General features: G+C 63.6%; 21 protein-coding genes. 11 read left to right on the plus strand and 10 right to left on the minus strand.

Annotated elements, in window-relative coordinates; genetic code table 11:
• Positions 1-69: 69 nt before the first annotated feature.
• From NVV93_RS12845 to NVV93_RS12875, 7 genes are all read left to right on the plus strand, one after another.
• A complete protein-coding gene (locus tag NVV93_RS12845; RefSeq protein ID WP_258251037.1) occupies positions 70-465 on the plus strand; it encodes a GFA family protein in 396 nt (131 codons plus the stop codon).
• Positions 466-507: 42 nt separating this feature from the next.
• Complete coding sequence (locus NVV93_RS12850; protein WP_258251038.1) at positions 508-1,686, plus strand: VWA domain-containing protein; 1,179 nt, start codon at positions 508-510, stop codon at positions 1,684-1,686.
• 265 nt (positions 1,687-1,951) lie between these two features.
• Positions 1,952-2,293, plus strand: coding sequence for a hypothetical protein (locus tag NVV93_RS12855; RefSeq protein ID WP_258251039.1), 342 nt, complete (start codon positions 1,952-1,954; stop codon positions 2,291-2,293).
• 97 nt (positions 2,294-2,390) lie between these two features.
• Positions 2,391-3,647 carry a TolC family protein gene (locus NVV93_RS12860; RefSeq protein WP_258251040.1) on the plus strand — a complete coding sequence of 419 codons (1,257 nt, stop codon included), beginning with the start codon at positions 2,391-2,393 and terminating at the stop codon, positions 3,645-3,647.
• 11 nt (positions 3,648-3,658) lie between these two features.
• Positions 3,659-5,134 carry an efflux RND transporter periplasmic adaptor subunit gene (locus tag NVV93_RS12865; RefSeq protein ID WP_258254359.1) on the plus strand — a complete coding sequence of 492 codons (1,476 nt, stop codon included), beginning with the start codon at positions 3,659-3,661 and terminating at the stop codon, positions 5,132-5,134.
• Positions 5,131-8,289: an efflux RND transporter permease subunit gene (locus NVV93_RS12870; RefSeq protein ID WP_258251041.1), complete on the plus strand. Its 3,159-nt coding sequence runs from the start codon at positions 5,131-5,133 to the stop codon at positions 8,287-8,289. The genes NVV93_RS12865 and NVV93_RS12870 overlap by 4 nt, the downstream gene beginning before the upstream one ends.
• Positions 8,286-8,648, plus strand: coding sequence for a copper-binding protein (locus NVV93_RS12875; protein ID WP_258251042.1), 363 nt, complete (start codon positions 8,286-8,288; stop codon positions 8,646-8,648). Before NVV93_RS12870 ends, NVV93_RS12875 begins: the two co-directional genes overlap by 4 nt.
• 344 nt (positions 8,649-8,992) lie before the next feature.
• Here the strand turns inward: NVV93_RS12875 and NVV93_RS12880 are convergent, their stop codons facing one another.
• The 4 genes from NVV93_RS12880 to NVV93_RS12895 all read right to left on the minus strand — a co-directional run bounded on the left by NVV93_RS12880 (position 8,993) and on the right by NVV93_RS12895 (position 11,661).
• Positions 8,993-9,478 carry an SgcJ/EcaC family oxidoreductase gene (locus tag NVV93_RS12880; RefSeq protein ID WP_258251043.1) on the minus strand — a complete coding sequence of 162 codons (486 nt, stop codon included), beginning with the start codon at positions 9,476-9,478 and terminating at the stop codon, positions 8,993-8,995.
• Positions 9,479-9,731: 253 nt separating this feature from the next.
• Entirely contained in the window at positions 9,732-10,265 is a 534-nt protein-coding gene (locus tag NVV93_RS12885; RefSeq protein ID WP_258251044.1) for a DUF2937 family protein, read from the minus strand.
• A 34-nt stretch (positions 10,266-10,299) separates the two neighbouring features.
• The gene (locus NVV93_RS12890) at positions 10,300-11,073 is read right to left on the minus strand and encodes a class II glutamine amidotransferase (protein WP_258251045.1); all 774 of its coding nucleotides are present in this window, start codon (positions 11,071-11,073) and stop codon (positions 10,300-10,302) included.
• Between the two features lie 105 nt (positions 11,074-11,178).
• Positions 11,179-11,661: an MFS transporter gene (locus NVV93_RS12895; protein WP_258251046.1), complete on the minus strand. Its 483-nt coding sequence runs from the start codon at positions 11,659-11,661 to the stop codon at positions 11,179-11,181.
• 99 nt (positions 11,662-11,760) lie between these two features.
• Here NVV93_RS12895 and NVV93_RS12900 point away from each other — a divergent pair, with 99 nt between their 5' ends.
• Positions 11,761-13,791, plus strand: coding sequence for a S9 family peptidase (locus tag NVV93_RS12900; RefSeq protein WP_258251047.1), 2,031 nt, complete (start codon positions 11,761-11,763; stop codon positions 13,789-13,791).
• A 44-nt stretch (positions 13,792-13,835) separates the two neighbouring features.
• On the opposite strand, the gene NVV93_RS12905 is transcribed toward NVV93_RS12900, so the two are convergent.
• A complete protein-coding gene (locus NVV93_RS12905; protein ID WP_258251048.1) occupies positions 13,836-14,183 on the minus strand; it encodes a hypothetical protein in 348 nt (115 codons plus the stop codon).
• A 122-nt stretch (positions 14,184-14,305) separates the two neighbouring features.
• Between NVV93_RS12905 and NVV93_RS12910 the strand changes: the two genes are divergently transcribed.
• The 3 genes from NVV93_RS12910 (at position 14,306) to NVV93_RS12920 (ending at position 15,793) form a co-directional block, all read left to right on the plus strand.
• On the plus strand, positions 14,306-14,995 hold the full coding sequence (locus tag NVV93_RS12910) for a spermidine synthase (protein ID WP_258251049.1): 690 nt from the start codon (positions 14,306-14,308) through the stop codon (positions 14,993-14,995).
• Between the two features lie 67 nt (positions 14,996-15,062).
• Complete coding sequence (locus tag NVV93_RS12915) at positions 15,063-15,428, plus strand: YajD family HNH nuclease (protein WP_258251050.1); 366 nt, start codon at positions 15,063-15,065, stop codon at positions 15,426-15,428.
• A gap of 59 nt (positions 15,429-15,487) precedes the next feature.
• On the plus strand, positions 15,488-15,793 hold the full coding sequence (locus NVV93_RS12920) for a DUF2892 domain-containing protein (RefSeq protein WP_258251051.1): 306 nt from the start codon (positions 15,488-15,490) through the stop codon (positions 15,791-15,793).
• A 12-nt stretch (positions 15,794-15,805) separates the two neighbouring features.
• Here NVV93_RS12920 and NVV93_RS12925 read toward each other — a convergent pair whose 3' ends face one another.
• The 5 genes from NVV93_RS12925 to rnd form a co-directional block, all read right to left on the minus strand.
• The gene (locus NVV93_RS12925; RefSeq protein ID WP_258254360.1) at positions 15,806-17,020 is read right to left on the minus strand and encodes a hypothetical protein; all 1,215 of its coding nucleotides are present in this window, start codon (positions 17,018-17,020) and stop codon (positions 15,806-15,808) included.
• A gap of 82 nt (positions 17,021-17,102) precedes the next feature.
• A complete protein-coding gene (locus NVV93_RS12930) occupies positions 17,103-17,552 on the minus strand; it encodes a YcgN family cysteine cluster protein (protein ID WP_258251052.1) in 450 nt (149 codons plus the stop codon).
• Between the two features lie 183 nt (positions 17,553-17,735).
• A complete protein-coding gene (locus NVV93_RS12935) occupies positions 17,736-18,668 on the minus strand; it encodes a D-2-hydroxyacid dehydrogenase (RefSeq protein ID WP_258251053.1) in 933 nt (310 codons plus the stop codon).
• Positions 18,669-18,877: 209 nt separating this feature from the next.
• Entirely contained in the window at positions 18,878-19,171 is a 294-nt protein-coding gene (locus tag NVV93_RS12940; RefSeq protein ID WP_258251054.1) for a YcgL domain-containing protein, read from the minus strand.
• Positions 19,168-20,310 carry a ribonuclease D gene (rnd, locus tag NVV93_RS12945; RefSeq protein WP_258251055.1) on the minus strand — a complete coding sequence of 381 codons (1,143 nt, stop codon included), beginning with the start codon at positions 20,308-20,310 and terminating at the stop codon, positions 19,168-19,170. The genes NVV93_RS12940 and rnd overlap by 4 nt, the downstream gene beginning before the upstream one ends.
• Between the last annotated feature and the right edge of the window lie 267 nt (positions 20,311-20,577).

Consider the following 20,577-nt stretch of genomic DNA (forward strand, 5'->3'; position numbering starts at 1 on the left):
GCAGCGTAACCCACCATCGGCACCGAGAGGTGCCACCTACGGCGGCTGCTACTCAGGAGGAGCTGAACCATGCATAGCGGCAGTTGCCTGTGCGGAGCGGTGAAGTACCGGCTTGATGCCCCCATCAAGTCGGTCATCCATTGCCATTGCTCAATGTGCCGCAAGGCTCACGGTGCAGCGTTCGGCAGCTACGGCAATGTGCGACGCCAGGACTTCCACTTCACCCAGGGCCAGGACTCGGTCGCCGAGTACCACTCCTCGCCCGGGGTGACGCGGACTTTCTGCAAGCACTGCGGCGCTACCCTGCAATGGTTCAGCGAACAGCCCTACCCGGATTGGCTATCGGTGGCGCTGGGCACACTGGATACGCCGCTGGGCACGGTCCCGCAGAAGCATATTTTTTCCGAGTCGAAAGCAGACTGGTATGCCATCGCCGATGGCCTGCCACAAGAAACCCGCTCCTAGCCCGCGCTTTTGGCGCCGGCCCGAATACACGAGGGTGCAGCCATGCTGCTCAACCTGTTCAACGAAATGCGCGCAGCCAAGGTACCGGTCTCGGTGCGCGAGTTGCTCGATCTGATCAATGCGTTGAAACACAACGTGGTGTTCGCCGACATGGACGAGTTCTACTTCCTCGCCCGCACTGTGATGGTCAAGGACGAGCGCCATTTCGACAAATTCGACCGCGCCTTCAGTGCCTACTTCAAGGGCCTGGATAAACTCGACGATGCCATCCAGGCGATGATCCCGGACGAGTGGTTGCGCAAAGAATTCGAGAAGCACCTGACCGACGAGGAAAAGGCCAAGATCAAGAGCCTCGGCGGCCTCGACAAGCTGATCGAGGAATTCAAGAAGCGCCTCGAAGAGCAAAAAGAACGCCATGCCGGCGGCAACAAGTGGATCGGTACCGGCGGTACCAGCCCGTTCGGCTCCGGCGGCTTCAACCCGGAAGGTATCCGCGTCGGCGACGCCGGCCAGCGCCAAGGCAAAGCCGTCAAGGTTTGGGATCAGCGCGAGTACAAGAACCTCGACGACCAAGTCGAGCTGGGTACGCGCAACATCAAGATCGCCCTGCGCCGCCTGCGCAAGTTCGCCCGTGAAGGCGCGGCGGAAGAGCTGGATCTCGATGGCACCATCGACCACACCGCCAAAGACGGCGGCCTGCTCAACATCCAGATGCGCCCGGAGCGGCGCAACACGGTGAAGCTGTTGCTGCTGCTGGATATCGGCGGCTCGATGGACGCCCACGTCAAGGTCTGCGAAGAGCTGTTCTCGGCCTGCAAGACCGAGTTCAAGCACCTCGAGTACTTCTACTTCCACAACTTCGTCTACGAGTCGGTGTGGAAGAACAACCTGCGCCGCGGCTCCGAACGCACCTCGACCCAGGACCTACTGCACAAGTACGGCGCCGACTACAAAGTGGTGTTCGTCGGTGACGCCGCCATGGCGCCCTACGAGATCACCCAGGCCGGCGGCAGCGTCGAGCACTGGAACGAGGAGCCGGGCTACGTGTGGATGCAGCGCTTCATGGACAAGTACAAGAAGCTCATCTGGATCAACCCGTACCCGAAGGACACCTGGGACTACACCTCCTCCACCGGCATCGTCCGCGACTTGCTGCACGATCAGATGTACCCGCTAACCCTGCGCGGGTTGGAAGATGGGATGAAGTTCCTGACCAAGTAAGACTGCCACACAGCAAAACGGGCCCAGCAGGGCCCGTTTTCATTTCTGGGGCATGTGGTTTGAGGGACTTCAAGCGGCCATTGAACAACACTCCAGTGAGCGTCTCTTCGGAACAGCATCTCTCACCTCATCAGCGGTCGCTCGGGAGCTTCCATTCAGGCTGCTACCACGCGAGGACTGCATCGCAGTTGCGCTTGGACGCTTTTCCCAAATCGACCAACTTGGCACATTGTTGGGCGCAGCATCCCTGACTAGACTGGCAAGCATGAAACGCTACCTGCGGTTTTACCTCATCGTCCTGCTTAGCTTGGCGCTTCCCCTGAGTGGGATGGCAGGCCTCGCCACAGCGACAGAACCTTGCCCGATGAAAGCGGCGGGCATGGAGATGATGGGGGATATGGACCAAGACTGTTGCGAGTATCTGGGCAATCCTTCCGATCACGGCAAACCCTGCAAGTCCGGCCAGGAATGCAAGACCGCCAGCCAGCTGCAAGTGTCGAGCGTGAAGCCGCCTGTCACGTTGTCCAGTCCCATTGTGGTTTCCTTCTCCAGCGACCTCCTGCCTGCCCAGGTCCCTTCCGGGGTGTGGCGACCTCCCCGCGTTTGATTCCTGGACCTACCTGAGTTCCATTCCGCCGCCAGCGGAATGGTTGGCCTGCGCGCTCGCTCGAGCGGCGAGCAGGATCATCACAGGAATCATGAACATGCACTCCAAACGCTATTGCACAGGTTGGCCCGTCGCGGCTGCCCTGGTGGCGACCGTGCTGGCATTGCCGAGCCAGGCCGCCCCCCTGACACTCGATGAAGCCTTGCGCTTGAGCGAAGACAATGCCCCTTCGCTGACCGCCCAGGCGGCCAAGTTGGAGGCGGCCAATAGTGCCGCCATCCCGGCCGGCGAATTACCCGATCCGAAGTTGCTGCTGGGCGTGCAGAACTATCCCATTGGCGGCCCCGACCGCTGGAGCATCGACCAGGACTTCATGACCATGCAGATGGTTGGGGTCATGCAAGAGGTGCCCAACCGGGACAAGCGCCGGGCGCGCATCGAGGTGGCCGAGGCGGCAGTCGACCGGGCCACGGCCGAACGCCGGGTCGAGCGCCTGAACGTCCGTCAGGCTACCGCTCTGGCCTGGATCAGCAGCTACTCGGTGGAGCGCAAACAGGCGCTGTTCCAGGACTTCTTCCGCGAGAATCGCCTGCTCGGCGATGCCGTCCGCGCGCAGATCGCCGGCGGCCGAGCACAGGCCGCCGATGCGGTGACGCCGAGGCAGGAGGCGGCCCTGCTGGATGAGCAAGAGGACGAGCTGATCCGTTTGCGCGCGCAGGCCCGCGCGGCACTCAGGCGCTGGATCGGCCCGGCCGCCGATGAGCCGTTGGCCGGCAACTTGCCGGAGTGGCCCATCGATGCCTCAGGTTATGCCCATAAGTTGCCCCACCATCCCGCGCTGACAGCCTATGTCCCGATGACCCGCGAGGCGCAAGCCAAGGTGCACGAGGCCGAGGCGGAGAAGAACTCCGACTGGAGCTGGGAGCTCGACTACCAGCGCCGTGGCCGCGAGTTCGGCGACATGGTGAGCGTGCAATTCAGCTTCGATTTACCGCTATTTCCCGGCTCCCGGCAGAACCCCAAGATCGCCGCCAAACATGCCGAGCTGAACCAGTTGGAGGCTGAACGCGAAACCCTTGCCCGCGAGCATGCCCAGCAGCTGGAAGATGATCTTGCCGAGTACGAGCGCCTGAGCCGCGCTGTACGCCGTAGCCAGAACAGCTTGCTGCCTCTGGCGAAGGAAAAGGTGGCGCTGAGCATGGCCAGCTATCGCGCCGGCAAAGGCGAACTGGCGCCAGTTATCGCCGCCCGTCGCGAATTGATCGAAGCGCGGCTCAAACAGATCGATTTTGAAGAACAGCGAGCACTGACCAGCTCCCGTCTGTATTTCACTTATGGGGAGGCTAGCCAATGAGTGCCCGACTCTTGATTGCTCGAGCATGGAAAGGAGCCTTGCTGGCAGGTTTGTCGGTCGCCCTCGGCGTTGCCGGCGGCTACTGGTTCGCTCAGCAGCGTCTGGGCGGAATGCCCGGTGCGGCTACCGAGCCGGGTGCCAGCGCGCAAGACCAACGCCAGGTGCTGTATTGGTACGACCCGATGTACCCGCAGAAAAAGTTCGAAAAGCCGGGCAAATCGCCCTTCATGGATATGCAACTGGTACCCCAATACGCCGATGCGGCGGCGGACAGCGCGGCCATCAGCATCGACCCCAGCCTGACCCAGAATCTCGGCCTGCGCCTGGCCACAGTCACCCGCGGGGCCCTCGCCAGCAGTTTGGAGGCGGTCGGCGTACTGGCGTTCAACGAGCGGGATATCGCGGTGGTGCAGGCGCGTACCGCTGGCTTTGTCGAGCTGGTCTATGCCCGTGCGCCCGGCGATGTGCTGACGGCCAATGCGCCGCTGGCCGACCTGTTGGTGCCGGAATGGGCCGCGGCCCAGGAGGAGTTCCTCGCGCTCAAGCGCAGTGGCGACGCCGGCTTGCTGGCAGCAGCACGCCAACGCCTGCGCCTCACCGGCATGCCGACGGCGCTGATCGCCCGGGTGGAACGCAGCGGCAAGCCCCTGCCGGTTCTGACCCTCACCAGCCCCATTGGCGGTGTGTTGCAGGAGCTGAATGTGCGGGCGGGCATGAGCGTCGCGGCCGGCGACACCCTGGCCCGCGTCAACGGTTTGAGTAGCGTCTGGCTCGCGGTAGCCGTTCCGGAGGCCGAGGTTGGAGCGATTGCCGTTGGCCAGGCGGTCGAGGCACGCCTGCCGGCCTTCCCAGGGGAAGTGCTCGGCGGCACGGTCAGCGCCGTTCTACCCGAGACGAATCCGGACAGCCGCACGGTTCGCGTGCGTGTCGAACTACCCAATCCCGACGGCCGCCTGCGGCCAGGCTTGACCGCGCAGGTGCGCCTAAACCGGTCGACAGAACAAAGCCTGTTGTGGGTGCCAAGCGAGGCGGTCATCCGCACCGGCCGGCGTGCCCTGGTGATGCTCGCCGAAGACGGTGGGCGCTACCGCCCGGTCGAAGTACAGCTCGGGCGGGAAAACGAAGGCAAGACGGTGGTGCTGCAAGGTCTCGAGGAAGGCCAGCAGGTGGTCGCCTCCGGACAATTCCTGCTCGATTCCGAGGCCAGCCTCAAGGGCATAGTCGCGAGCCCTATGCCAATGCCGGAGCCCGCCCCCGCCTTGCATGAGGCCGAGGGGCAAATCGTCGAGATCAATGACCAGGGCGTGACCCTTGCCCATGGTCCGTTCAAGACCCTGGGCATGCCTGGCATGACCATGACCTTCCCCCTGGCCGACCCCGCCCTGACGCAGGGGTTCAAGGTGGGTGACAAGGTACGTGTGGCGGTGCGCCAAACCGACGATGGGCTGTTGATTGAGCGCCTGCGGAAGCTGGGAGGCCAGCCATGATCGCCGCACTGATCCGCTGGTCGGTGGCCAACCGCTTCCTGGTGTTGCTGGCCACGCTGTTCGCCAGCGTCTGGGGTATCTGGTCGGTGCAAAGCACGCCCATCGATGCGCTGCCGGATCTCTCCGATGTGCAGGTGATCATCCGCACCCCCTATCCCGGCCAGGCGCCGCAGATCGTCGAGAATCAGGTCACCTATCCGCTGGCCACCACCATGCTCTCGGTGCCGGGGGCGAAGACGGTGCGCGGCTTCTCCTTCTTCGGCGACAGCTTCGTCTATGTCATCTTCGAGGACGGTACCGACCTCTACTGGGCTCGCTCGCGGGTGCTGGAGTACCTCAGCCAGATCCAGAGTCGCCTGCCGGCCAGCGCCAAGCCGGCTCTGGGGCCGGATGCCACCGGGGTGGGCTGGATCTACCAGTACGCTCTGGTGGATCGCAGCGGCGGGCACGACCTGGCGCAACTGCGCGCGCTGCAAGACTGGTTCCTCAAGTTCGAGTTGAAGAGCCTGGCGAACGTCGCGGAAGTGGCGACCGTCGGCGGCATGGTCAAGCAGTACCAGGTACTGCTCGATCCGCTCAGGCTGGCCAGTCTGGGCATCACCCAGGCCGAAGTGATCGAGGCCATAGGCCGGGCCAACCAGGAAACCGGTGGTTCCGTGCTGGAGATGGCGGAGGCCGAGTTCATGGTGCGCGCTTCCGGCTACCTGAAGACGTTGAATGACTTCCGCGCGATTCCCCTCAAGCTCGGTGCCGGCGGCGTGCCGGTGACCCTCGGCGACGTGGCGACTATCCAGCAGGGACCGGAGATGCGCCGCGGCATTAGCGAGCTCGACGGCGAAGGCGAGACGGTCGGCGGCGTGGTGATTCTGCGCAGCGGCAAGAACGCCCGCGAAACCATCGCCGCGGTCAAGGCCAAGCTCGAGGAACTGAAGAGCAGCCTGCCGGCCGGGGTGGAAATCGTCACCACCTACGACCGCAGCAAGCTGATCGACCGCGCCGTGGAAAACCTCAGCCACAAGCTGCTCGAGGAGTTCATCGTCGTCGCCCTGGTCTGCGCGGTCTTCCTCTGGCATTTGCGTTCCTCCCTGGTGGCGATCATCTCGCTGCCGGTTGGCATACTCATCGCGTTCATCGTCATGCGCTATCAAGGGATCAACGCCAACATCATGTCCCTCGGCGGAATCGCCATCGCCGTCGGCGCCATGGTCGATGCCGCGGTGGTGATGATCGAGAACGCCCACAAGAAGGTCGAGGCCTGGCACGCGGCCCACCCTGGGGAAGAATTGGCGGGCGAGCATCACTGGCATGTGATGACCGAAGCCGCGGCCGAGGTCGGGCCGGCGCTGTTCTTCTGCCTGCTGATCATCACCCTGTCGTTTATCCCGGTGTTCACTCTGGAAGCCCAGGAGGGCCGCCTGTTCGGCCCGCTGGCCTTCACTAAGACCTATGCCATGGCCGCGGCGGCCGGCCTCTCGGTGACCCTGGTGCCGGTATTGATGGGCTACTGGATTCGCGGACGGATTCCCAATGAAGAGCAGAACCCGCTGAACCGTTGGCTGATCAGGATCTACCAACCGGCCCTCGACGCGGTGCTGCGTCGGCCCAAGGTCACCCTGTTGGTCGCGCTGCTGGTGTTTCTCAGCGCACTGTGGCCAATCTCCCGGCTGGGCGGCGAGTTCCTCCCGCCGCTGGATGAGGGCGACCTGCTCTACATGCCTTCGGCCCTGCCTGGGCTGTCGGCGCAGAAGGCCGCACAGCTGCTGCAGCAGACCGACCGCCTGATCAAGACGGTACCGGAAGTCGAGCATGTGTTCGGCAAAGCCGGACGCGCCGAAACCGCCACCGACCCGGCGCCGCTGGAGATGTTCGAAACCACCATCCAATTCAAACCGCGCGAGCAATGGCGACCCGGCTTGACCCAGGAGAAGCTGGTGGAGGAACTGGATCGGGTGGTCAAGGTGCCGGGGCTGACCAATATCTGGATACCGCCGATCCGCAACCGCATCGACATGCTCGCCACCGGGATCAAGAGCCCGATCGGGGTGAAGGTCGCCGGCAGCAACCTGACGGAGATCGACCAGGTCACCCAGGCAGTCGAGCACGCGGCCAAGACCGTTCCGGGCGTGAGTTCGGCCCTGGCCGAGCGCCTGACTGGCGGGCGCTACATCGATGTGGACATCGACCGCCAGGCCGCCGCCCGTTACGGGCTGAATATCGCCGATGTGCAGTCGATCGTGGCCGGCGCCATCGGTGGCGAAAACGTCGGGGAGACCATCGAAGGGCTGGCGCGCTTCCCGATCAACGTGCGCTACCCCCGTGAGTGGCGCGACTCGCTCGGCGCCCTGGAGCAACTGCCGATCTACACCCCGCAGGGAGGCCAGATCACCCTGGGCACGGTGGCCAGGATCAAGGTCAATGATGGCCCACCCATGCTCAAGAGCGAGAACGCCAGGCCTTCCGGCTGGGTGTATATCGACGTGCGTGGCCGGGATATCGCCTCGGTGGTCGCCGACCTGCGCCGAGTCGTCGGCGAGCAGGTCAAGCTGCAACCGGGGATGAGCCTGAGCTATTCGGGGCAGTTCGAGTATCTCGAACGGGCCAACGCGCGGCTCAAACTGGTGGTGCCGGCCACCCTGCTGATCATCTTCGTGCTGCTCTACCTGACCTTCGCCCGCTTCGACGAAGCCTGCTTGATCATGGCCACGCTACCGTTCGCCCTGACCGGCGGGGCCTGGTTCCTCTACCTGCTGGACTTCAACCTGTCGGTGGCCACCGGCGTCGGTTTCATCGCGTTGGCCGGGGTGGCGGCCGAGTTCGGCGTGATCATGCTGCTCTACCTGAAGAACGCCTGGGCCGAACGTGAAGACACCGGTGACAACACCGAGCGTGGGCTGGTCGCAGCGATTCGCGAAGGTGCCGTGCAGCGCGTGCGGCCCAAGGCCATGACGGTGGCGGTGATCATCGCCGGCCTGCTACCGATCCTCTTGGACAGCGGTACCGGCAGCGAGGTGATGAGCCGCATCGCCGCGCCCATGGTCGGCGGCATGGTCACCGCGCCCTTGCTTTCCCTGTTCGTCATTCCGGCGGCCTACCGCTTGCTGCGCCGCCGAAACCTCCCCACTGTATCCCCCATTCACCAAGGAGAAATTGTATGAAGAAAACTTTGATCGCCGTCGCCAGCTCCATCGCCGTGCTATCCCTTCCCGTCGTTGCCGAGGACATGCCGGGCATGAAGATGGACGACATGCCTATGGAAGGCATGCAGATGGAGCAAGAAGCGCAGCAAACCCCAACGGCCAAGGCCAGTGGCACGATCAAGGCGATAAACATGCAGAAAGGCACTATAACGATCGCCCATGGCGCTGTTCCGACCTTGAAATGGCCGCCCATGGTCATGGGCTTCAAGGCTACGTCGGAGCAGCTTGGTCAAGTGAAAGCCGGTGACCGGGTGGAGTTCGAGTTCAAAGCAGAGGGCATGGTGGCCACCATCATCTCGATCAAAGTGATGAAGTAACGGCTATAGCGGGGCAGCGCAGGGTTACGTCTAACCTGCGCCACGTTACTAACAGCCGAGGCCGATGGCATTGGCTTGCATGCTGGCGCTTCGACGGAAAAGCGGCACCAACTGGGGTCGACTCATACTCAGTTCCCCCGCTCGATGTTGGTACTGAAACGTCATGCATGCCTTTCTCGAAGGTCCGCTTTTGGCTGAATTCTGCCGTTGCTGACCGGCATCTATGGGCGGCTCCAGCCACCAAGGACGCTCTCTGAAGATGCCTGACGGTTGAGGCGCGTGGCTGAAAAAGGCGCAGGCACTTGGATGTAGGCTCGATCCAAGTGTCATGCGCTCTTGGCACCTCAATTTTTCTCTGGCATAGCGGAAGAGTGGTGGCTGGTAATCAGCCACTGCTGCCCGTCCCACTTGTAGGTGTATGTATAGCGAGCTTTTACCTGGGTACCACTAGCGCCAAAAGTGAACGTATAGAGGCCGGCGTCAACCGCTGTATTGCAGTCAATCTCGATCATCCTCGAGTCGATCCTGCCCACCGGTTTACTTTCCAGGAAGTGATGGAAATAGTCCTTCTTTTCGGATGCGGTCAGTCGCGGTTTGTTCGATACGGTAGGAAGCAGGATCGAGCGCTCGGCATAGTTGGCGACGACCTTCTGTGGGTCGCCGGTTTGCAGTGAGCGGTTCCATCGGTCAAACAAGGCCGATATTTCTTGCTCGCTGGTTGCCTTGCAGGCTTCTGTGTGTGCTGTACCAGACTGGGATGTCGATGAGTCTGAAACACAACCTGCAAGAGTGACGGCAATGACCGCTGACAGGGCAGTTAGGTTTTTCATTGGTGGTCTTCTTGGGGCGCGAATAGCGGTGGGAAATTACTGCTGGTTATGCGACAGGGTCCGAGGAGAAGTACGGCACGGACAGCAAACCCGGGGGCTAAGGCAGTATAGGTGCCAAATCAAAACAGGCTGCTGGCATGCCTGCCGCCTGTCCACTTTCAGCCATTGGCCGTTGGTAACAGTCCGCGCCGGGTCGAAAGCAGCTTCCAAAAAAACGGGCCAGCGGCCCGTTTTGTCATTCCCAAGCCCGCCACTAACGCCAGTGCCGCTGCTCGTGCTGGATGATCTTGTGGGTGCGGCCGACCCCAAAGGTCCAGCCGATCGCCATCACCAATAGTTCGACCAACCAGGCCAGCAGCAAGGCGCAACCGAGGCCCCAGGCAATCGCCTGCGGCTGCAGGAGAATCTGGTAGTCGTAACCCTGCCAGGTCTCGGCCAGCAGCGCCTGATCGGCCTCGGCCAGCACGTGCCAGGCCTGCATGTACCAAGCCCCCTGCATGGCGTGCCATTCGGTTTCCAGCAGTTCGAAGCGCTCGACCAGATGGGCGATGCTTTGCGCGTCGCTGCGCATCACCGGATCGGCACTGGCCTGGTAGTGCGCCACCAATGCGTTCAAGTCGCCTTGGAAGAACCGCTGCGCGGTCTGGCGAAAGCCTTGCAGGCTCTGCTCCGACTCCTGACGGTGGGCGTCGATGCGCTGCGCATAGTCAGCGATGAATCCGGGCACCTGAACGCCCACCAGCAGCCCCAACGCGAATACCACCAGACGTAAATAACTGCGCAGCATCATCACTCCTGTACCCGGCATCATGCCGGGGGATTCAAGTACGCCCGCGAGCGACGCATTCGCCGCGCCGCCACAAACTCCATTCGCCGGGCTGGTACAGCGTCCAGCTTTCGTTGGCGGTCAGCGGTTCGGTAGCGATCACCGTCACTACATCGTTGGGCGTGGTTTCCGCCTGGAAGTCGACGATCACATCGACATCCTTCAGACGCGCCGGGCCAAACGGGGCACGCCGGGTGATCTGTGCCAGCTTGGTCGAGCAGAAGGCGAACAGCCAGTCGCCATTGCTCAACAGGCAGTTGAAAACGCCCTTGCTGCGGTAACCGCTGCAGGCGTTGATCAGAATCGGTAAGAGAATTTCGACCGCCACCGGCTCGGGGAAGGCCGAGCGCACCTGATTGAGCAGGTCGCAAAACGCCGCCTCGCTGTCGGTGTCGCCGACCGGTCGGTAGAAGGTCGGCATCGGCTGGAAATCGGCCAACTGGCCGTTATGGGCGAAGCACCAGTTATGGCCCCACAGTTCGCGCACGAAGGGATGGGTATTGGCCAGGCAGACGCGCCCGACATTGGCCTGGCGGATGTGGCCAATCACCGTTTCGCTCTTGATCGGATAGCGTTGCACCAGCTTGGCGACTTCCGACTCGACGCTCGCCGCCGGCTCCTGAAACACCCGCAGCCCGCGTCCTTCGTAAAAAGCGATGCCCCAGCCGTCGCGGTGCGGGCCAGTGCCGCCGCCGCGCTGCATCAGGCCGGTAAAGCTGAAGACGATATCGGTCGGCACGTTGGCGCTCATGCCCAGCAATTCACACATGATTCAGAGTTCTCGCTGCAAAGCGGTGCATAACAGGTCGGCTTGCCGGGTCAGGCGTGGACGATGCATGACGGCCCGGCTCCATGCGGCACGGGAAGTCGCTGACTAGAGCCGTGGCTCGATGCGCAAGCGCCGGTCACCGTTGCGATCGATGCGCGTGTCGGCCTGCGGCTCTGCCTGACGAGCCAGCACTTCACGCATCGTAGGCTCGTCTTCGGCCGCTACCACCGGTGTTTTGGCCGCAAAGCGATTTTGCCACCAGCGCTCCAGCGGCCAGCGCAGAGCCACTAGGAGCAGATAAACGATCAACCCGATGATGGTGTAGATGGCCAGGTCGGCGACCGCATGCCAGGCGTTGTTGCCGACCTTGAACAGCAGATCCAGGGCCGTCACCGCGATGGCCGGAGCGAACAGATCCTTGCCCGGGTCGACGATGGTCGGCGCAAACAGCCACACGGCAACCAACACCCGCAGTGGCTCGCGCAGGTAACGCCACATCCAGTTGGTCAGACGGCACCACACCAACAGACAACCCAGCGCGGCGATGGCGTAGGCGGCCCAGGCAAGCAGATAGTCGTTCTCGATCATGGAGTTCGTGGCAGGGCTGGCGAAGGGGCGCTTATCATAACGGCTTTTCGCCGCCCCGGCGCGTTTGCCGTCGGTCGCCCCGCTACCCTGGAGAAGCCCATGCCCCAAGCCCCCGTCGCCCGAATCGAAGCCGGCACCGACCCCTACCGCTGGCTGGAAAATCGCGATGCCGACGAGGTAATGGAGCATCTCCAAGCAGAAAACGCCTATCTCGAGGCCGAGCTTGCCGAGCAGGCCGCGCTGCGCGAACAGCTGTTCCAGGAGATCAAGGCACGCATCCGCGAGACCGACCTGTCGCTACCCACGCCCTGGGGGCCGTGGTTGTACTACACACGCACCACCGCCGGTGACGAGTACCCGCGGCACTACCGCTGCCCACGACCGGCGGACAACTCGCTGGTGGTGGACGAAAGCGCCGAAGACTTGCTTCTCGATCCCAATGCGTTGGCCGCTGGCGGCTATCTGGCTCTTGGCGCATTCGACATCAGCCCCGACCACGGCAAGCTCGCCTATAGCCTGGATACCAGCGGCGACGAGGTATATCAGCTGTTCGTCAAAGACCTCACCAGCGGCGCCGTGAGCGCCCTGCCCTTCGACGACTGCGACGGCAGCATGACCTGGGCCAACGACAGCCAGACGTTGTTCTTCGCCACCCTCGACGACACCCATCGACCGCATCAGCTGTACCGCCATTGCCTGGGCGAGGCGGGCGCCGAAGAGGTGTTCCACGAAACCGACGGGCGCTTCTTCCTGAGCTGCCACCGCGCCAGCTCCGAGCGGCAGCTGATCATCCAGCTCGGCAGCAAGACCACCAGCGAGGTCTGGATTCTGGACGCCGATCAGCCGCGCGGTGCATTCCGGTGCCTGGCGCCACGCGAAGAAGGTCACGAGTACTACGCCGACCACGGCCAGCTGGACGGTGTTTGGACCTGGCTGATCCGCAGCAACCAGAGCGGCATCAACTTCGCCCTCTACGCCGCGCCCGAGCAGGCACCACAACGCGCGCAGTGGCGCGAGCTGATCGCCCATGACCCCGCGGTGATGCTTGAGGACCTCAGCCTCAACCAACAGGCGATCGTCCTCAGCCTGCGCGAAGGCGGCTTGCCGATCATCGAGGTGCGCGCCCGCGGCCAGGCGCCGACCCGCGTACAGCTGCCGGATGCGGCGTACAGCCTACATGTGCAGGACAACCTGGAGTTCGCCAGCCCGGTGATGCGCCTGCGCTACGAGGCGTTGAATCGCCCGGCGCAGATCCGTCAGCTGGATCTCGCCAGCGGCGAACAGAAAGTCCTCAAGGAAACCCCGGTGGAAGGCCCGTTCGATGCCGACGCCTATGAAAGCCGGCGCCTGTGGGCCACGGCGGCCGACGGCACGCAAGTACCGATCAGCTTGGTGGCTCGCCGCGCAACGCTCACCGCCGGCGCACCGGCGCCGCTCTATCTGTATGGCTACGGCGCCTATGGGGCGAGCCTCGACCCGTGGTTCTCGCATGCGCGCCTGAGTCTGCTGGAGCGCGGTTTCATCTTCGCCATCGCCCATGTGCGTGGCGGCGGTGAACTCGGCGAAGCGTGGTACCGCGCCGGCAAACTGGAGCACAAGCAGAACACCTTCGGCGACTTCATCGCCTGTGCCGAGCACCTACTCGCAGGCGGCTACACGCGCGCCGAGCAACTGGCGATCAGCGGCGGCAGCGCCGGCGGATTGCTGATCGGCGCGGTGCTCAACCAGCGTCCACAGCTGTTCGCCGCCGCCATCGCCGATGTGCCGTTCGTCGATGTGCTCAACACCATGCAGAATCCCGATCTGCCGCTGACCGTCACCGAATACGACGAATGGGGTGACCCGCACGAGCCCGAGGTGTATGCGCGGATCAAGGCCTATGCGCCCTATGAGAATGTCAGCGCCCAGGCGTACCCGGCAATCCTCGCGGTGGCCGGCTACAACGACAGCCGCGTGCAATATTGGGAAGCGGCGAAATGGGTCGCCAAGCTGCGCGCCAGCAAGACCGACGACCATCTGCTGCTGCTCAAAACCGATCTGGACGCCGGCCATGGCGGCATGAGTGGACGCTATCAGGCGCTCAAGGACGTGGCGCTGGAATACGCCTTCCTGCTCAAGGTGTTGCGCTGAGGCGGAGGCGTGAACCCCGGATGCATCCGGGCTACCGCAATCTGCTACTCCTCAAGCTCCTGACGCGACCCGGCCGGCTGCTCGGCCGGGCGTTCCGGCTCGTTGCCCTGGAAGTTGCGCTGGCGCTGCTCCTGCAACAGCGGCAAATCCTGATCCCTGGACGGCGACGGCACCGCCTGCGGCGGTCGGATGTCTCCGTTATTGAGCAGCGGCGGCTGGCGCGGCGACACGCTCGGCACGTCGTGCGGCACGACCTGCTGATAGGGTGTGGGCGTTGGTGTGCCAGGGGCTCCCGCGGGGGCGGCGCTGGGCATCTGCAGCAGTGGCCCGGCGGCCAGCGCGGTGCCGACGGCTAAACCAGTCAACGCCAGGATCATGAGGAAGGTGCGCATCTTCGGCCTCCGTGAGTCAGCATCCCTGCGATGAATAGCCGCCCGCGCCGTGCGGGTGTGCTCAGGTTAGACTACGCCGCCAGCCGCCACAGCGCGCCTCCTTCCTTCGTTACGAGACCACCATGAAGCAACGCTTTGTCCTGCTCGACACCGCCCCGATTCCCAACGACGGCGGGGCGCTGTGCCTGTTCGAGTACGGCCCGGATTTCGTCATCAAAATCCAGGGCGGCGACGGCGGCCAATTGATGAACACCCGCATGCATGGTTCGGAAGACGCCTTGGCGGCGCTGCCCTGCCAGCGCATCGCCGCGCGCCCGCAGCCCCGGGTGCTGATCGGCGGGCTGGGCATGGGCTTCACCCTCGCCTCGGCGCTCAAGCATCTGGGCGCCGAGGCCAGCGTGGTAGTCGCCGAGTTGGTGCCTGGGGTGATCGAGTGGAATCGCGGCGCGCTCGGCGCCAAGGCTGGCCGCCCGCTCGACGATCCGCGTGCCGACGTCCGCTGCACCGATGTCGCCGAGGTGTTGCGCGCCGAGCCGCACGGCTTCGATGCGATCATGCTGGATGTCGACAACGGCCCGGAAGGCTTGACCCAACACAGCAACGACTGGCTGTATTCCGCGCAAGGCCTGCAGGCCTGCAAACAGGCGCTCCGCCCGCGCGGGCTGCTGGCCGTCTGGTCGGCCAGCGCCGAACGCGGGTTTTCCGAGCGCTTGCGCAAAGCGGGGTTCAAAGCCGAAGAGCATCAGGTGTATGCCCACGGCAATCGCGGCACCCGCCACACCATCTGGATCGCCGAGAAATCCGAGGCCTGAACAGCCGCCAAGGAAATCGCCACGGCGCTAAACTCATTACAGAAACACCACTTTCAGAGTGATACCCATGAGTTCCAACACCTCCAACCGCTCGTCCAACCACAGCCTCGCCGAGGCCCAGCGCCGCCGCGAGGAAGGCTACCGCGAGAAAGCCCTGAAGATGTACCCGTGGGTGTGCGGCCGTTGCGCCCGCGAGTTTTCCGGTAAAGGCTTGAGCGAGCTGACCGTGCATCACCGCGACCACAACCACGACAACAACCCGCAAGACGGCTCGAACTGGGAGCTGCTGTGCCTGTACTGCCATGACAACGAGCACTCGCGCTACACCGACCAGCAGTACTTTGCCGAGAGCTCGACCGCCACCCCGCAAGCGGCCAAGACCACCTACAAAGCGCTCGGTGCCTTGGCTGACCTCCTCAAGGACAAAGGCTGAACGCCTGCGCGCGAGCGTGGTCAGTGATTAAGCACTGAGCATCCTTCGGAGACAGCATCATGATCGAGCCCGTCAAGCCAAGCCGCCTGAACGCCACTTCGCTGCCTCAATCGCAGAATGTGCAAGGCTGGGAGCGCTGCGCCTCACTGGGCGGCGGCGCCTTGCTGATCGGCAAAGGCCTGCGCCGCGGCGGCGTACTGGGGCTGATTGAAATCACCATCGGTGGCGTGACCCTGGCCCGCGGGGTTAGCGGTCAATGCCCGGCCAAGCGCTTTCTGGCGGAAACCCGCGCCGAGCTGGCGCAGATTCGCGATGAGCTCGAAATCGCCGCGCGGCGCCTGAGCGAGCTGCAGGCCAAACCTTGAAGTGACCTCTGCTCAACGCAGCAGAGGCGTATCCAGCACCTTGGAAGGGCCGCCGATCAGGTCTTCGCTGATCTCGATGAAGTCCTTGGTGCTGACCGTATCCAGACGCATCAAGCCGCGCGCGACATCGTCGAGTGAATAACGCTTGTCGCTACCCTTGCGGATTTCCTTATCCAACTCCTGCAGCAGCAATACCGCTCGCGCCGTGACCGGGCCGCTGGCGTGCTCACCGCGCAGGCTGCTGACTTTGCGACTCCACTTGCTGAGTTTGCTGCGTATCGCCTGATAGCGCCCTTCGCTCATGCCGCCGGAGCGGCGCACCAATTCGATCGCGTAGTACTCGGCCAGGCCCTCGCTGATCCAGTCGCTACGGTCGGTATCGCTGATCCGGCTGAACACGTGGACCAGCTCATGCACCAGCGAACTGGTGCCGTTCTCGCTGACCAGCGGGCGCTCGGCATGCATGAACAAGGAGTTCGGTGCCGACAAGCCACCGCGCCACATCGGGTCGCCAGCGCCAACCACCAGGAGTTTCTGCGGATCACGCGGGAACACCGCCTGCACCTGCGGCCAGACGAAAGTCAGCATGGTCAGCACGTCCATACGCCGCATGCCCTCGCCCATCGGTGCGGCGACCGTGACGTCGGTTTCGCCCAGCTTGGTGCGCCGCGTGCCGATCTGCCCGGCCAGCATCCAGCCAGTCGGCCGATCGAACAGGCGTGAGGCGTTATCGATACGGAAGCGGTTCTTGCCGATCCGCGGCCAACCAGTTTCCACGCTTGTCCAGCCGGTCGGCAATTCGAATTGCAGGCGCGAGACCAGCTCGGTGCCGTCGCGCTGTTTCAGTTGCCCGCTGGGGACCAGATCGTCGCCGCGGAACAGCGCCCAATCCTTGGTCATCCGCGCATCGAAACTGCCGGATTTGCGCGGATGACTGATGCGCACTCGATAGCTGAGGCTGCTCTTGCCTTTAGCGGGCTGCCAGATGCCGCGATCAGCCTCGACCTGCCATTGGCCATCGGTCTTGAAATCGCTGTAGTAGCCCTGCTCGCCCAGCTCGAAACTCAGGCTGTGTACGGCCTGGCCATCTTCCAAGGTCAGGCGCACCTCGGCCTGATCGCTCTCGGGGAGGAAGCGGACCAGGTAATCCAGGTCCACTTTCTTTGCTGCCCAGGCCGGCAGGCTCAGCGCCAGTAGCGCGACGGACCAGCTCAGGCGTAATGACAACAGGCGTAATGACACGATGAATACTCCTTGGCGAAACCGATCCCAACTACCACGCCCGCAGGCCAGCGGGACAACGCACAGGTTAGCCGGCGCGGAAGATCATGTAGTCCTCCCAGTCATCCTCAGCGACTTTGGTTTCGCTGAGCATGTTGCCGGCCTGGGAGATACCGGCGTTGTGCACGGCCTGCGGGTCGCCGCAGACCAGCGGGTGCCAGGGCGGCAGATCCAGCCCTTCGGCGACCAATCGATAGCCGCACGTCGGCGGCAGCCAGCGAAAATCCTCGGCCTTGCCCGGGGTGAGCTGGATGCAATCGGGCACAGATTTACGGCGGTTTTCGTAATCGCTGCAACGGCAGGTGTTGAGGTCCAGCAGTTTGCAGGCGATCCGCGTGTAATAGACGCTGCCGTCGTCCTCGTCTTCGAGTTTCTGCAGGCAGCACAAACCGCAACCGTCGCACAGCGACTCCCACTCCTGCTGATCCAGCTCGGCGAGGGTTTTGCGTTTCCAGAACGGTTCGACTTTGGCGGCCATGGCAATTGAAGGGCAGGAAGTAAAAAGGGCCGGCAGTCTAGCGCCGCACCGCCAGCCGGCCAAGGCTGGCACGCCGAATGGCTTTATCTGCGAATGAAGACAACTCTGCGCTTGCCCCATCGCGAATGAATTCGCTCCTACACCGGCGTAGCTCGTAGCATCAGCCGGGGCCGACTATCCAATTCAATAGCCGCGGGCGAAATCCACTGCGCCACGCAGCTCGGTGCCGGCTCGATAGCGCGCGAGGTTGTCGAGAAACAGCTGGGCCATCAAGCGTGGCTGCGTCGGCGCCGAACTGTGTCCGGTCAGCAGCAGGCCGTAGGCGGTCCAGAACGGATGGCGCGGCGGCAGCGGCTCCTGGCGGCAGACGTCGATGATCGCGCCGGTCAGGTAGCCCTCGCGCAACGCCATTACCAGATCGGCATCCACCACCGCCGCGCCGCGGCCGACGTTGATGAACAGCGCATTGGGCTGGAAGCGCGAGAACAACCCGGCGTCGAAGACATCTTGGGTGTGGGGCGTGTCCGGCAACAGATTGATCACGTAATCGGCCTCACCGACCAAGCGCGGCAAATCCGCCATGCCGCCCACTTCACGGAACGGCGCCAGCTCGCGTGAGCTGCTGGCGATGCCGGTCAGCTCGATGCCAAACGGGGCGAGAAACTGTGCGACGCTCAAGCCAATATCGCCGCAGCCGACGATCAGCACCCGCCGGCCGGCCAGGCTATGCGGCGGGCGACTGTCCCAGTGCCGCTCAACCTGGCTGGCCAGGCGCGCCAGCACATCGCGCTCGTGATTGAGGATGTAGGTCAGCAGGTATTCGGCCATCACCTGGCCGAAGATACCCACCGCGCGGGTCAAGCGGTAGTCACGCGGCAGGCTATCCGCCAGTAGCGGGGCAACGCCGGCCCAGGTGGATTGCAGCCACTGCGGCGTCTGGCCGCGGCGCAATACGTGGGCGATCAGGTCGGGCTGGCCCAGCCAGATGGGGCAATCGCCGGCCCAATGGGCCAACTCGGCGGGATCGGCGCTGGCATGAATCAGCAAGCCCGGCTCGCCGGCGGCGAGCAATTCGGCGTACAGGGCGTGGTCTTTCTCAGCAATCAGGACGTGCATGACAAACCTTCGGAACGACACTGGTCTGGCCGCCAATCAGGACGGCCAGTCCGCAAACAAATGATGATGAACCTGTTCAGGCGCTCGCCGGCCAAGGGCTGACGAGGGGATAACGCGGAGTCACAGGCAACAACGGGCAAATGGTTTCACTAGCCGCGCGAGCGCTGGTCGCAGTCGCGCGGTGACAAGCGGAGTTATATCTAACGGAGCTACATCGGATCGTTGCGGCGCAGCAGCTCGTCCGGCAGATGCTCGATGTACTCGTCTTCCGGCGGCGGCATCTGCAGATGGAAACCCTGCTTGTCGAGGTTTTCCAGGACCAGGTTGATGTCCTCGCGCGCCAGCTTGCGCTCCGGGGTCAGCACCATGTCGAAGGCCAGCTGTGGCGTGCCAAACGCGGCCAGCAGGCCCTCAGGCACCTTACTCAAGGCATCGGCGCGCAGCACATACAGATACATCTCGCGCTTGCGGGTACTTCTATAGATGGAGCAGATACGTTTCATGCCTGTTCTCCCTCCGGCTGCTGGCTGGCCAGCAGATCGAGCAATGCCTGGCCCATGCGCTCACGGCGCCAGCCGCGCAGGGATTCCGGCAGCTGATAAGGGCCATTGGGGAAGCCGCTTTTGAGCAGCGCTTCAAGGGTTTTCTTGCGCAGCATCAGCTCGGGCGCCATATCCAATTGCTCGGCTTCGCGCTGGCCAATGGCGCGCAACTTCTTCAGCACCGCCGATGCTTCCAACGGCAGTGGCTCGGGCAACGGCTCGGGCCAATCCTCCGGCGGCGTGGCGGCCGCGTCGTTGATCAGCTTGAGCAGGAATTCGCCATCCTGGCGCACGGTACGCGGGTGCATATCTTCGATGCGCGCCAGGCTGACCAGGTTGTCGGGCTGCGTCCGAGCCAGCGGCCACAGCGAATTTTCCCGCAGGATGCGGTTGCGCGGCTGGTTGCGTGCCCGCGCCTCGCGCTCACGCCAGGCGCACAGTTCACGCAGCACGGCGAGCTGCGCGGGCTTGAGCCGCCAGGCCAGTTTGGCGTCGCGGTAGGCGTCTTCCGGAGCGGTGACGCGCAATTGGTTGGCGACCAGCTCGGCGCCGTCTTCCAGCACCCATTCGTACTTGTCGGCCGGCAGCTTGGCCTGCAGGTTCTGGTACACCTCGGCCAGATGCAGCACGTCTTCGGCGGCATAGCTGATTTGCGTCTCCGACAGCGGGCGTTGCAGCCAGTCGGAGCGCGTCTCGCCCTTGGGCAACTCGATGCCCAGCAGCTCCTGCACCAGCCGCGAGTAGCCCATGGAGAAGCCCAGGTTGAGATAAGCAGCGGCGATTTGCGTGTCGAACAGCGGCACCGGCGAAGCGCCAGCCAGGCGTTGGAATACTTCCAGATCCTCGCTGGTGGCATGCAGCACCTTGACCACCGCCGGGTTCTCCAGCAAAGCGGCGAAACTGCTCCAGTCGCCGATCAACAGCGGGTCGATCAGATGCGCCCGACTGCCATCGCCCACCTGCACCAGGCCGGCCAGCGGATAAAAAGTGTCGACCCGCACGAATTCGGTATCCAGCACCACATACGGCAGGCATTGCCACTCGGCGCAGTGGCGCGCCAGGCTGGCGTCATCACGAATCCAGTTAATTTCGATAGCCACGCGGCTCTCCCATACAGAATGCCGCGCAGTATATATCGCCCCCACCAGGGCCTGTTAACGCTACTGACACGGCGCGCCGGAGCCTGTTTTTTGCGCGGGAAATGGCCCGACTTGCCAAGGGAATGACCATTGCCTGCGTCCTGCGCTTAACCGGGGGTTATTTCTCGCTGCAACGCGGCTCGCGTCAGTAGCCTTAACAGGCCCTAACCGCGGCTATTCAGGCTTGTGGGCACTCCAGCCGCTGCCTATGCTGCCGCTGCCTCGAAA

The organism is Pseudomonas sp. LS44, from assembly GCF_024730785.1.
In the GTDB taxonomy this organism is placed as follows: domain Bacteria; phylum Pseudomonadota; class Gammaproteobacteria; order Pseudomonadales; family Pseudomonadaceae; genus Aquipseudomonas.

What these genes read in the sequence shown, in the direction of transcription:
- NVV93_RS12845 (WP_258251037.1), top strand. Translation starts at nt 70, where the DNA reads ATGCATAGCGGCAGTTGCCTGTGCGGAGCGGTGAAGTACCGGCTTGAT.
- NVV93_RS12850 (WP_258251038.1), top strand. Translation starts at nt 508, where the DNA reads ATGCTGCTCAACCTGTTCAACGAAATGCGCGCAGCCAAGGTACCGGTC.
- NVV93_RS12855 (WP_258251039.1), top strand. Translation starts at nt 1,952, where the DNA reads ATGAAACGCTACCTGCGGTTTTACCTCATCGTCCTGCTTAGCTTGGCG.
- NVV93_RS12860 (WP_258251040.1), top strand. Translation starts at nt 2,391, where the DNA reads ATGCACTCCAAACGCTATTGCACAGGTTGGCCCGTCGCGGCTGCCCTG.
- NVV93_RS12870 (WP_258251041.1), top strand. Translation starts at nt 5,131, where the DNA reads ATGATCGCCGCACTGATCCGCTGGTCGGTGGCCAACCGCTTCCTGGTG.
- NVV93_RS12875 (WP_258251042.1), top strand. Translation starts at nt 8,286, where the DNA reads ATGAAGAAAACTTTGATCGCCGTCGCCAGCTCCATCGCCGTGCTATCC.
- NVV93_RS12880 (WP_258251043.1), bottom strand. Translation starts at nt 9,478, where the DNA reads ATGAAAAACCTAACTGCCCTGTCAGCGGTCATTGCCGTCACTCTTGCA.
- NVV93_RS12885 (WP_258251044.1), bottom strand. Translation starts at nt 10,265, where the DNA reads ATGCTGCGCAGTTATTTACGTCTGGTGGTATTCGCGTTGGGGCTGCTG.
- NVV93_RS12890 (WP_258251045.1), bottom strand. Translation starts at nt 11,073, where the DNA reads ATGTGTGAATTGCTGGGCATGAGCGCCAACGTGCCGACCGATATCGTC.
- NVV93_RS12895 (WP_258251046.1), bottom strand. Translation starts at nt 11,661, where the DNA reads ATGATCGAGAACGACTATCTGCTTGCCTGGGCCGCCTACGCCATCGCC.
- NVV93_RS12900 (WP_258251047.1), top strand. Translation starts at nt 11,761, where the DNA reads ATGCCCCAAGCCCCCGTCGCCCGAATCGAAGCCGGCACCGACCCCTAC.
- NVV93_RS12905 (WP_258251048.1), bottom strand. Translation starts at nt 14,183, where the DNA reads ATGCGCACCTTCCTCATGATCCTGGCGTTGACTGGTTTAGCCGTCGGC.
- NVV93_RS12910 (WP_258251049.1), top strand. Translation starts at nt 14,306, where the DNA reads ATGAAGCAACGCTTTGTCCTGCTCGACACCGCCCCGATTCCCAACGAC.
- NVV93_RS12915 (WP_258251050.1), top strand. Translation starts at nt 15,063, where the DNA reads ATGAGTTCCAACACCTCCAACCGCTCGTCCAACCACAGCCTCGCCGAG.
- NVV93_RS12920 (WP_258251051.1), top strand. Translation starts at nt 15,488, where the DNA reads ATGATCGAGCCCGTCAAGCCAAGCCGCCTGAACGCCACTTCGCTGCCT.
- NVV93_RS12930 (WP_258251052.1), bottom strand. Translation starts at nt 17,552, where the DNA reads ATGGCCGCCAAAGTCGAACCGTTCTGGAAACGCAAAACCCTCGCCGAG.
- NVV93_RS12935 (WP_258251053.1), bottom strand. Translation starts at nt 18,668, where the DNA reads ATGCACGTCCTGATTGCTGAGAAAGACCACGCCCTGTACGCCGAATTG.
- NVV93_RS12940 (WP_258251054.1), bottom strand. Translation starts at nt 19,171, where the DNA reads ATGAAACGTATCTGCTCCATCTATAGAAGTACCCGCAAGCGCGAGATG.